Here is an 11,767-nt window from a genome sequence, read left to right on the forward strand (position 1 = left end):
GTGGTCGGTGAAGAGGGATTCGAACCCCCGACCCTCTGGTCCCAAACCAGATGCGCTACCAAGCTGCGCTATTCACCGACTAGTTTTGTATCGACTCTTGGGAAGAATGAATCAACACTGGAAGCCGAAGCTACCGATATTTTGTAAAGAAAGAATGGGGTGGCTAACGAGATTCGAACTCGCGACCACCGGAATCACAATCCAGGGCTCTACCAACTGAGCTATAGCCACCATAATTTCTTTTCTGCCAATTTCTCGCTTACCGAAGTAAGTGACCGGATGGCGCGCCTGAAAGGATTCGAACCTTCGGCCTTTGGCTCCGGAGGCCAACGCTCTATCCAGCTGAGCTACAGGCGCATGCCCTGTCGGCGGAGTGGAATAATACGTATATCACCCAATGCCGTCTAGTACTTTTTTAACTTTTTTTTCTGTTTGGTCTCTTTTTCGACAGTTAATATGTGATAAACCCCTTATTTGAGTACTACAACCTGCCACAGCTTATAAGTTGTTGTTTATTGCAACAACTTATCGGGATATAATCACCCATTATTTACATTGGTTTAACAGTTGCTCTTTGCTGGTTAAAGCCAAAACACCCTTCCAACACTATAAATTGGTAAGCATGTACTTACCTTGGGAATGTAAAGTGAGTTTAATGGATATGTCTCGTCGAATTTTAAGCGTTGTCATCGCAGTTTTAACCTTTTCAACTGGCGCAATGGCTGCAGGCCTTAGCGAAGCGGAGCAAGATGCAATTGCTGAACGCATCAAACCAGTTGGCCAAGTTTACCTAGTCGGCAGCGAGCCAGTAGCCGCAGAACCAACAGGCCCTCGTGATGGCGCAGCAGTTTACGGTACCTTTTGTATCGCTTGTCACGCATCTGGCGTAAGTGGCGCACCTAAAACAGGTGATGCTGGTGACTGGGGTCCTCGTATTGCTCAAGGTCGCGACATCCTAGCTGACCACGCAATCAACGGTTTCAATGCGATGCCTGCGAAAGGTTCATGTATGGACTGTTCAGACGACGAAATCAAAGATGCTATCGAGCACATGATTGCCGGTCTGTAATTAAAAATGCCAAATTCAAAAAAGGTGACCTCATGGTCACCTTTTTTATTGTCTTCTAGTATGGTGTTAATTAAGTAGAGAGTTACTTCTTATTGAACATCGCACGAATGTTAGCAATGTGCGCCTGCCCTTTCTCCATTCGCTCTTCAGCGGACTGTGGCTTCTTCACGCTTTCCCACTCCACATCATCATGTGGCAGTTCATCTAAGAAGCGGCTTTGTGTTGGCTTAATCAACTCGCCATACTGACGACGTTCACGACACTTAGTAAAGGTCAGCTCTTTCTGAGCTCGAGTAATCCCTACATACATCAGACGACGCTCTTCTTCTACGTTACCTTCATCGACACTGGTTTGGTGCGGCAAGATACCCTCTTCAGCACCCATCAGAAATACATACGGAAACTCTAGGCCTTTCGATGCGTGCAACGTCATTAATTGAACCTGGTCCGCATCATCATCATCTTCACCACGCTCCATCATGTCGCGCAGTGTTAAGCGTTGAACTACCTCGCGTAGGGTTTTCTCTTCTTTGTCGTAGTTGTCACCCTCAAGATCGGCCACAATCCAACTATAAAGATCAGAAACGTTCTTCATTCGCATTTCAGCAGCTTTCGGGCTCGCAGAGGTTTCGTATAACCAATCTTCATAGTTAATATCACGAACCAAAGAACGAACAGCTTCAACCGTATTACCACGTTCAGCATTATCCGAGATACGAACAATCCAATCACCGAATCGGCGCAGGTTTTCTAAACCACGCCCCGTCAGCGTTTGCTCTAAGCCCATTTCAAAGCTTGCTTCAAACAAGCTTTTACCACGCATGTTGGCGTAGCTGCCTAATTTCTCAAGCGTCACCGGACCAATCTCACGACGCGGTGTGTTTACAATACGTAGGAAGGCGTTGTCATCATCTGGGTTCACCAACACACGCAGGTAAGCCATGATGTCTTTAATTTCTGCTCTGGCGAAGAAAGAGGTGCCGCCGGAGATCTTGTAAGGCACGCGGTTCTGCATCAGCGCTTTTTCAATCAAGCGCGATTGATGGTTACCACGGTAAAGCACTGCGTAATCTTTATATTCAGTACGGTTCAAAAACTTATGAGCGATGATCTCACCGGTAATACGCTCGGCCTCATGCTCTTCATTCTTAGCATTCAGTACCTTGAGCTTTTCACCGTCTGGGATCTCTGAGAACAGTGACTTTTCATAAACGTGTGGGTTGTTGGCGATCAAGATGTTCGCCGCACGTAAGATTCGACTGGTTGAACGATAGTTTTGCTCTAGTTTGATCAAGCGTAGGTTCGGGTAGTCCTCACCAAGCAGCACCAAGTTTTGCGGTTTTGCACCACGCCATGAATAGATAGATTGGTCGTCATCACCTACCACCGTCAAGCGGCCGCGCTCTCCAACAAGCAAGCGAACCAGTTCATATTGGCTGGTGTTGGTATCTTGGTATTCATCCACCAATAAGTAGCGAATACGCGACTGCCAACGCTCGCGTACTTCTTGATTGGTTTTGAGCAGTAATACCGGCATCGCAATCAAATCATCAAAGTCGAGTGCGTTATAGGCCTTCATCTGTTTTTGGTACATCTCAAAACAGAATGCAAAAAGCTGTTCTTGTTCGCCTTGAGCTCGAGCTTTCGCCTGATCTGGCGTCAGCATGTCATTCTTCCAATTCGAAATCGCACTCATCAATGCACGCAATAAATCCTTATCGCCATCAATTTGTCTTTCAGTTAACTCTTTTAACAGAGCTAACTGGTCTTGATCATCAAATAGAGAAAAACCCGCTTTCAAACCCAGTGCTTTATATTCACGACGAATGATAGTTAAACCCATGGTGTGAAACGTTGAAACGATCAGACCTTTCGACTCACCTTTACCAAGAGTTTGTCCAACACGCTCTTTCATCTCACGTGCCGCTTTATTGGTAAAGGTTACCGCAGCAATATTACGCGCCTTATAGCCACACTCTTGAACCAAGTAAGCGATCTTATTCGTGATAACACGTGTTTTACCGGATCCAGCGCCCGCTAATACTAAGCAGGGGCCCGAAACATATTTCACGGCTTCATCTTGTCTTGGGTTCAGTTTCATTTGGTTCTCAATTTGGTCTAGAGGAGCGAATTAAATTGCGCGCCTATAATAATGCTGCAACACCTCGAATGCTACGTTCTCTTATACAAGATTTTTACGCTGCATGTGTAAAACTTTGTTGCACATGTGTGTGGTTCTTAGGCTATAATGAATGAACGTTCATTCACTGGTGATAGAATAATGACAACTCATGCACCTCAGGATAAACGCCAACAAATACTTTCTGCCGCTGAAAAGCTCATTGCCGAGGTCGGCTTTCAAGGCCTTTCAATGCAAAAATTAGCCAAAGAGGCGGGGGTTGCTGCAGGCACTATCTACCGCTACTTCGATGATAAAGACCACTTGATAGATGATGTTCGAGTGCTCGTGACTCAAAGAGTAGCTGATGCTGTTCAAGAAGGGGTTAATGATTCGGATCCAATAAAGCAACGCTATAGAACCATGTGGCTCAACATATGGAACTTAGCAGGAACGAACTTAGCCGCGATCAAAAATCGGGTTCAGTATGACTCACTACCCATAACAAATAGCCTAAACTTCAGGGAACTAGAACGTAAAATGTTTGCCCAAGTTGAGCTGCTATTTAATGAGGGTAAAGAGCAAGGATTGTTTAAACCACTTGATAATGAAGTACTAAGTGGCTTGAGCTTAGCAGCTAGTGTATCTCTAGCGCGAAAGCATTCTTTAGGATTTTACCAACTCGACGAGGCTGCACTAGAAGCTGCAATTGAAGCCAGTTGGGACGCAATAATTAAACACTAGATCGGAGTTTTGACCATAATGAAAAAGTGGACTTTCTTCATGTTACTCATCGCTGTACTACTTTTCGGCAGCGTTATTGGGTTCAACATGTTCAAACAACAAAAAATTGCTGAGTATATGGCCAACCGCCCTGAACCAGAGTTTCCAGTAACAGTGACTGAAGTTCAGCCGATCGACTGGGTTCCAGTGATTGAAGCTATCGGCTTCATCGAACCTAACCAAGGTGTGACACTAGCTAATGAAACTAGCGGTGTTATTGACCAAATCTCTTTTGGTTCAGGAACTGACGTTAAAAATGACCAACTTCTTGTTCGTCTTGATTCTGGCGTAGAAAAAGCCAACTTAAAGAGTTCTGAAGCTCGCCTGCCTGCGGCAAAAGCAAAATACAAACGCTACCAAGGCCTGTTTAAGAAAGGCTCTATTTCAAAAGAAGCATACGATGAAGCAGAGGCAAACTACTACTCTCTATCTGCTGACATTGAAAGCTTAAAAGCATCGATCGAGCGCCGTGAAATTCGTGCACCATTCGACGGTACTGTTGGTATTCGTAACGTATACCTAGGTCAATACCTGCAATCGGGTACAGATATCGTTCGTTTAGAAGATACCAGTGTAATGCGCCTTCGCTTCACGGTTTCTCAAACCGACATCTCTCGTATCAATGTAGGCCAAGCTGTCGACATCTTTGTTGATGCTTACCCAGAAACACCGTTTGAAGGCTCTATTAGTGCAATTGAACCCGCTGTTAGCATCCAAAGTGGTCTTATCCAAGTTCAAGCAGATATTCCAAACAATGATGGCAAACTTCGTAGCGGCATGTTCGCTCGCGCTAACATCATTCTGCCTAAACTAGAGAATCAAGTAACTCTGCCTCAAACAGCGATTACTTTCACTCTATACGGTGACAATGTTTACATCCTGACTGAAGAAGACGGCGTTCAGCGTGTTGCTCAACACGTCGTGAAAGTTGGTGAACGCACAGCAGATATCGCGCACATCCTTGAAGGCGTTAAAGCTGGCGATACGGTTGTAACTTCTGGCCAAGTACGTCTAAGTAACGGCGCCAAAGTTAAGGTTGTTGAAAGTGATGCAATCACTCCACCATCTGAAACACCTAAGCTGTAACTGGAGGCACAATGCGCTTTACTGATGTTTTTATTAAACGTCCAGTTCTAGCGGTATCCATCAGCTTTTTGATTGCGCTGCTTGGCTTACAAGCAATCTTCAAAATGCAGGTGCGTGAATACCCTGAAATGACGAATACCGTTGTAACCGTAACCACGAGTTACTACGGTGCAAGTGCCGATCTTATCCAAGGCTTTATCACCCAACCCCTCGAACAGGCTGTGGCGCAAGCGGATAATATCGACTATATGACTTCCTCTTCTGTACTCGGTAGCTCGACGATTACGGTGAACATGAAGTTGAACACCGACCCGAATGCAGCGCTGTCTGACATACTGGCCAAGACAAACTCGGTGCGTTCTCAGCTTCCAAAAGAAGCGGAAGATCCAACCGTAACCATGTCGACTGGTTCAACAACAGCTGTACTCTACATTGGTTTTACTAGTGATGAGTTGGTGTCGAGCCAAATTACCGATTATCTAGAGCGTGTAATTAACCCGCAGCTATTTACGGTAAATGGTGTATCGAAAGTTGACCTATACGGTGGCATGAAATACGCACTACGCGTATGGCTAGACCCGTCAAAAATGGCTGCAGTTAACCTAACTGCTAGTGATGTAATGACGGTATTGAATGCCAACAACTACCAATCGGCTACAGGTCAAGCAACCGGCGAGTTTGTTCTTTATAACGGCAGTGCCGACACGCAAGTATCGAACACTGAAGAATTAGAGAACTTAGTCGTTAGAAGTGGTGAAGGTGAGATTATTCGTCTGTCTGACATCGCTAAGGTTTCTCTAGAGAAAAGCCACGACGTTTACCGTGCAAGTGCAAACGGTCAGGAAGCGGTTGTTGCTGCGATCAATGCGGCACCAAGTGCCAACCCAATCAACATCGCTGCAGATGTACTTGAGCTTCTTCCTCAACTAGAGAAGAACCTACCAAGCAACATCTCTATGAACGTAATGTACGATTCAACTATTGCTATTAACGAGTCAATTCAAGAGGTTATCAAGACAATCCTTGAAGCTGCATTAATCGTATTGATCGTAATCACCTTGTTCTTAGGTTCATTCCGAGCGGTACTGATTCCTATCGTTACTATCCCACTGTCTTTGATTGGTGTGGCAATGGTAATGCAGGCAATGGGTTTCTCTTGGAACCTGATGACACTCCTGGCAATGGTACTCGCCATCGGCTTAGTGGTAGATGATGCGATCGTAGTACTTGAGAACGTCGACCGGCACATCAAGCTCGGGGAGTCCCCTTTCCGTGCGGCAATTATCGGTACCCGTGAAATTGCGGTCCCTGTTATCGCAATGACACTAACGCTAGGTGCGGTATATGCTCCAATCGCAATGATGGGTGGTATCACAGGCTCGCTATTTAAAGAGTTTGCGTTAACCCTAGCAGGTTCGGTTTTCGTGTCAGGTATTGTGGCACTTACGCTATCGCCAATGATGTGTTCAAAAATGCTGAAAGCTCATGCTGAGCCAAGCAAGTTTGAACAGAAAGTTCATGGTGTACTGGATGGTATGACTAACCGTTACGAGCGTATGCTTGGCGCGGTAATGCAGCATCGTCCAGTATTCATTGGCTTTGCTATCATCGTATTTGCAAGTTTGCCGATGTTATTCAAGTTCATCCCTAGTGAATTAGCACCTTCAGAAGATAAGGGTGTAATCATGCTAATGGGTACGGCACCTTCGAATGCGAACTTAGACTTCATGCAAAATACCATGAACGACGTAAACACAATTCTGTCTGACCAGCCAGAAGTAGCGTACGCGCAGGTGTTTACTGGTGTTCCTAATGCAAACCAAGCGTTTGGTATTGCATCTATGGTTCCATGGAGTGAGCGTGAAGCAAGCCAATCAGAAGTAGCAAACCGCGTTGGTGGTTTGGTGAAAGATGTTCCTGGAATGGCGGTAACAGCGTTCCAAATGCCAGAACTACCAGGTGCAGGTTCAGGCCTTCCAATTCAGTTTGTCATTACAACGCCAAACAGTTTTGAAAGCTTGTTCCAAATCACCACTGACATTCTGGCTGATGTATCTTCAAACCCACTGTTTGTATATTCAGATCTCGACCTGAACTACGACTCAGCAACCATGAAGATCAACATCGACAAGGATAAAGCAGGCGCATACGGTGTGACCATGCAAGATATCGGTATCACGCTAGGTACCATGATGTCAGATGGCTACGTCAACCGTATTGACTTGAATGGACGTTCTTACGAGGTAATTCCTCAGGTTGAACGTAAATTCCGTTTGAACCCAGAGTCGATGAACAACTACTACGTTCGAGCAGCTGATGGTAACGCCGTTCCACTAGGCAGTTTAATTACGATTGATGTTGTGGCAGAACCTCGTTCTCTTCCTCACTTCAACCAATTGAACTCAGCGACGATTGGTGCGGTACCTGCACCAGGTGCGGCAATGGGTGATGCAATTGCTTGGTTTGAAGATACAGCAGCAAATAAACTACCAAGTGGCTACAACCACGATTACATGGGTGAAGCGCGCCAATACGTAACTGAAGGTAGCGCACTTTACGCGACCTTTGGTCTAGCACTGGCTATCATCTTCTTGGTACTTGCGATTCAATTCGAATCTCTTAAGGATCCATTGGTTATCATGGTATCTGTACCACTGGCGATCTGTGGTGCTCTAATAGCTCTAGCTTGGGGTGCGGCAACGATGAACATCTACTCGCAGGTAGGTTTGATCACCTTGGTTGGTCTGATTACCAAACACGGTATCTTGATCTGTGAAGTTGCAAAAGAAGAGCAGCTACATCATCACAAGACTCGTATCGAAGCGGTAATGGAGGCTGCGAAGGTTCGTCTTCGTCCAATCCTGATGACAACGGCGGCGATGATCGCAGGTCTAATCCCACTGATGTACGCAAGTGGTGCAGGTGCGGCTCAGCGCTTTAGTATTGGTATCGTAATCGTTGCTGGTCTAGCGATTGGTACTCTCTTCACGCTATTTGTACTGCCAGTGATTTACAGCTACCTGGCTGAAAAACACAAACCTCTACCTGTGTTTGTTGAAGACAAAGACCTAGAAAAGTTAGCTCGCGTCGATGAAGCAAAAGCGGCACACAGAGAATTAGCTGATAATAAGTAATCGCTAAGTCGTATTAACAATAAAAAGGCTACTTCGGTGGCCTTTTTTTATACGCCATAGGCGACATCTCAAGTGTGATTAAATAGAATAGTAGTAAATATCCAGGAGTTTTAATTGATATGTTTGATCCAAAAAAATTAGAGCAGATTGCTAAGCAGATCCACGATTCTATGCCTCAACCAGTAAAAGAGCTTGGTTCAGACGTAGATCAAAAAGTTCGCCAGGTTATCCAAGGCCAGCTAAACAAGCTAGACGTTGTGAGCCGTGAAGAGTTTGATGTTCAAACACAAGTACTGCTTCGCACTCGCCAAAAGCTAACTGAAATGGAACAAAAGCTAGCGGACTTAGAAGCAAAGATTGCAGACAAGTAAGCGAAAAGCAAGAAAACTGAAAGGGTTGGTGTGAAAACACCAACCCTTTTGTATTTCTGAAGATCAATCAAGAACTGAAAGTCAACGAAGGCCTACCAAGCAATATTCATTTAATTGATTTGTAAAACTTTATTCCTAAAAGAAAAAAGGCTTGGTCAACGGCGACCAAGCCTTTTCATTAGATGTTGTGTTGCTTATTCATAACTCCAACCTGTAAGGAGTTATTGATACTGCTTTGCTTTTTCTACAAATTCGCAATATCTAATCTAAGCGACGAATTAACCGCCTACAGCGATACGTTTCATGTCGCTCATGTAGCTACGTAGCTCTTCACCAATGTACTCTACAGGGTGGTTACGGATAGCTTCGTTAACTTCGATTAGTTTAGCGTTATCTACTTGGTTAGATGCTTCACCTAGACCACGACCGATTACGTCAGTTGCAACTGAAGGCATGAACTTCTCACGTAATAGCGGTGTTGCTACGTTAGCGAATAGGTAGTTACCGTACTCAGCTGTATCAGAGATTACTACGTTCATTTCGTACAGACGCTTACGAGCAACTGTGTTTGCGATTAGTGGAAGCTCATGTAGAGATTCGTAGTAAGCAGACTCATCGATGATACCTGATGCAGTCATAGCTTCGAATGCTAGCTCAACACCGGCACGAACCATAGCAACCATAAGAATACCGTTATCGAAGTACTCTTGCTCTGAGATTTCTACGTCAGAAGCTGGGTAGTTTTCGAATGCAGTTTCGCCTGTTTCTTCACGCCAGCCTAGTAGGTTCACATCATCGTTCGCCCAGTCAGCCATCATAGTGCTAGAGAAATGACCAGAAATGATGTCATCCATATGCTTGTTGTAAAGCGGACGCATTAGGTCTTTAAGCTCTTCAGAAAGCTCAAACGCTTTAACTTTAGCTGGGTTAGATAGACGGTCCATCATGTGAGTCACGCCACCAAACTTAAGTGCTTCAGTGATCGTTTCCCAACCGTATTGTAGAAGCTTGCCTGCGTAGCCTGGTTCGATGCCATCAGCAATCATCTTCTCGTAAGATACGATAGAACCTGCTTGCAGCATGCCACAAAGGATAGTTTGCTCACCCATAAGGTCAGATTTAACTTCCGCTACGAAAGAAGACTCTAAGCAACCTGCACGGTGACCACCAGTACCTGCAGCCCAAGCTTTAGCGATATCCCAGCCTTCACCTTTAGGGTCATTCTCAGGGTGAACTGCGATAAGAGTTGGAACACCGAAACCACGCTTATACTCTTCGCGTACTTCAGAACCTGGACACTTAGGTGCAACCATTACTACAGTAAGGTCAGAACGTAATTGCATGCCTTCTTCAACAACGTTAAAGCCGTGAGAGTAACCAAGAGCTGCGCCTTGCTTCATTAGAGGCATTACTGTTTCAACAACGTTTGTGTGTTGCTTATCAGGAGTAAGGTTGATTACTAGGTCTGCTTGAGGGATTAGTGTTTCGTAGCTACCCACAACAAAGCCGTTCTCATCAGCATTTTTGAATGATTGACGCTTCTCGTCAATTGCCGCTTGGCGTAGGGCGTAAGATACGTCTAGACCAGAATCACGCATGTTTAGACCTTGGTTTAGGCCTTGAGCACCACAACCAACAATTACGATTTTCTTACCTTCAAGATATTCAGCTTCTGTCGCAAATTCTTCACGATCCATAAAGCGGCAACGACCTAATTGGTCTAGTTGTTCACGAAGGTTTAATGTATTGAAATAGTTAGCCATTCTAGGGCACTCCTTTAAAAATAAGTCCGTAAGGTCGATATTTCTCTATCGAATGACTTCATACTAAAACAGACACTCCGTTGCTGAAAGTGATATATTCACAATTAGTTATTGCAATAAATGCAACATGGAAACGATCGCAGAACATGAACATAAAATCTCTACAATTATTTATACATTTATGTGACAGCAAGAGTTTCAGTAAAACCGCTGCTGCTATGCATGTCAGCCCTTCAGCGCTGAGCCGTCAGATACAAAAGCTTGAAGAGGAAACAGGACAAGAGCTGCTTATCAGAGACAACCGCAGTGTTGATCTGACCCCAGCAGGTAAACATCTATTACCTGTGGCATTGAACATCGTTGGCGAATGGCAACAATATAACCTTCATCTGAAGGGCGGAGAACAAGAGCTTAAAGGTGAAATACGTATATTTTGTTCTGTGACAGCTAGCTACAGTCACCTACCTGAACTCATAACCGAATTTAGGGCTATTCATCCGTATATTGAATTTAAGCTCTCTACTGGCGATCCGGCTCAATCCATCGACAAGATCTTAAATGATGAGGCGGATATCGCGATCTCTGCAAAGCCAGACATCCTTCCTTCAAGGCTAGAATTCGAGACCATCAGCGATATACCACTTTCCGTTATCATCCCATCAGGTGTGAGTAGCTTTAGCCAACAACTACAATCTGATAAACCAAACTGGAATGAAGTACCTTTTATCATCCCAGAAGCTGGAACGGCCCGAGAGCGTGCAAACGCATGGTTCAAAAAGATGAAGATAAAACCCAATATTTACGCTCAGGTTTCAGGGCATGAGGCAATCGTGAGCATGGTGGCTCTAGGGTGTGGGGTTGGTATCGCGCCAGATGTGGTCATTAACAACAGTCCAGTAAGAGATAAAGTAGACCGTTTAAAGATAGAACCCATCAAACCGTTTGAATTGGGTGTATGTTGTAAGCGAGCACAATTAGATAACCCTCTAATTCGAGCGTTCTGGCAAGTTGCAGAAGGGAAATATTTAACAGACTATTAGTCGTTATTTTCAATACAAAAGAGGGAAGAGCACGTCAGTGCTCTTCCCTCTTTTCATTTATGTATATCTCAGATAAGAAAAAAGCCCGCTGATTTCTCAGCGGGCTTTCTAATGGTGGTGGAGGGATAGGGATTTGAACCCTAGAACCGCTATTAACGGTTGCCGGTTTTCAAGACCGGTGCTTTCGACCACTCAGCCATCCCTCCAACAAATTGTCATCAACAGATTAGTACACTGTAGATGTTGTTACATGTATGTACAGGTAACGATACCTTTTTGTCTTCACTTTTAAAAAAGTGAAAATAAATTAAAGCCTGGCGATGTCCTACTCTCACATGGGGAAGCCCCACACTACCATCGGCGCTATTGTGTTTCACTTCTGAGTTCGGCATGGAATCAGGT

The 11,767-nt window shown here is 44.8% G+C and carries 8 protein-coding genes and 4 tRNA genes; 6 read left to right on the forward strand and 6 right to left on the reverse strand.

The genetic code is table 11. The annotated features are described in order from the left end of the window. Nucleotide 1: 1 nt before the first annotated feature. From QQ041_RS24020 to QQ041_RS24030, 3 genes are all read right to left on the reverse strand, one after another. Nucleotides 2-78 (reverse strand) — tRNA-Pro (locus tag QQ041_RS24020). A 77-nt stretch (nt 79-155) separates the two neighbouring features. Beyond that, nucleotides 156-231: transfer RNA gene (locus tag QQ041_RS24025), tRNA-His, on the reverse strand. Nucleotides 232-280: 49 nt separating this feature from the next. Further along, nucleotides 281-357: transfer RNA gene (locus QQ041_RS24030), tRNA-Arg, on the reverse strand. 298 nt (nt 358-655) lie between these two features. On the opposite strand from QQ041_RS24030, the gene QQ041_RS24035 reads away from it, so the two are divergent. Beyond that, complete coding sequence (locus QQ041_RS24035; protein ID WP_017069626.1) at nt 656-1,069, forward strand: cytochrome c5 family protein; 414 nt, start codon at nt 656-658, stop codon at nt 1,067-1,069. Between the two features lie 82 nt (nt 1,070-1,151). On the opposite strand, the gene rep is transcribed toward QQ041_RS24035, so the two are convergent. Continuing rightward, a complete protein-coding gene (gene rep / locus QQ041_RS24040; protein ID WP_108020191.1) occupies nt 1,152-3,170 on the reverse strand; it encodes a DNA helicase Rep in 2,019 nt (672 codons plus the stop codon). A 180-nt stretch (nt 3,171-3,350) separates the two neighbouring features. On the opposite strand from rep, the gene QQ041_RS24045 reads away from it, so the two are divergent. The 4 genes from QQ041_RS24045 (at nt 3,351) to QQ041_RS24060 (ending at nt 8,562) form a co-directional block, all read left to right on the forward strand. Continuing rightward, nucleotides 3,351-3,932, forward strand: a complete 582-nt coding sequence (locus QQ041_RS24045) for a TetR/AcrR family transcriptional regulator (protein WP_010433399.1) — start codon at nt 3,351-3,353, stop codon at nt 3,930-3,932. A gap of 18 nt (nt 3,933-3,950) precedes the next feature. Beyond that, the gene (locus QQ041_RS24050; RefSeq protein WP_060983266.1) at nt 3,951-5,057 is read left to right on the forward strand and encodes an efflux RND transporter periplasmic adaptor subunit; all 1,107 of its coding nucleotides are present in this window, start codon (nt 3,951-3,953) and stop codon (nt 5,055-5,057) included. Nucleotides 5,058-5,068: 11 nt separating this feature from the next. Beyond that, nucleotides 5,069-8,191 carry a multidrug efflux RND transporter permease subunit gene (locus QQ041_RS24055; RefSeq protein WP_146491944.1) on the forward strand — a complete coding sequence of 1,041 codons (3,123 nt, stop codon included), beginning with the start codon at nt 5,069-5,071 and terminating at the stop codon, nt 8,189-8,191. A 119-nt stretch (nt 8,192-8,310) separates the two neighbouring features. Then, complete coding sequence (locus tag QQ041_RS24060) at nt 8,311-8,562, forward strand: accessory factor UbiK family protein (RefSeq protein WP_009848085.1); 252 nt, start codon at nt 8,311-8,313, stop codon at nt 8,560-8,562. Between the two features lie 278 nt (nt 8,563-8,840). Here QQ041_RS24060 and ilvC read toward each other — a convergent pair whose 3' ends face one another. Then, complete coding sequence (gene ilvC / locus QQ041_RS24065) at nt 8,841-10,325, reverse strand: ketol-acid reductoisomerase (RefSeq protein WP_102507439.1); 1,485 nt, start codon at nt 10,323-10,325, stop codon at nt 8,841-8,843. A gap of 146 nt (nt 10,326-10,471) precedes the next feature. Between ilvC and ilvY the strand changes: the two genes are divergently transcribed. Further along, nucleotides 10,472-11,365 (forward strand): HTH-type transcriptional activator IlvY, encoded by an 894-nt coding sequence (gene ilvY, locus QQ041_RS24070; protein ID WP_146491942.1) that lies wholly within the window; start codon nt 10,472-10,474, stop codon nt 11,363-11,365. 115 nt (nt 11,366-11,480) lie between these two features. Here the strand turns inward: ilvY and QQ041_RS24075 are convergent. Next, nucleotides 11,481-11,571: transfer RNA gene (locus QQ041_RS24075), tRNA-Ser, on the reverse strand. Nucleotides 11,572-11,767 lie beyond the last annotated feature (196 nt).

This window comes from Vibrio sp. TMPB1044 (assembly GCF_030442075.1).
In the GTDB taxonomy this organism is placed as follows: Bacteria; Pseudomonadota; Gammaproteobacteria; order Enterobacterales; family Vibrionaceae; genus Vibrio; species Vibrio satsumensis.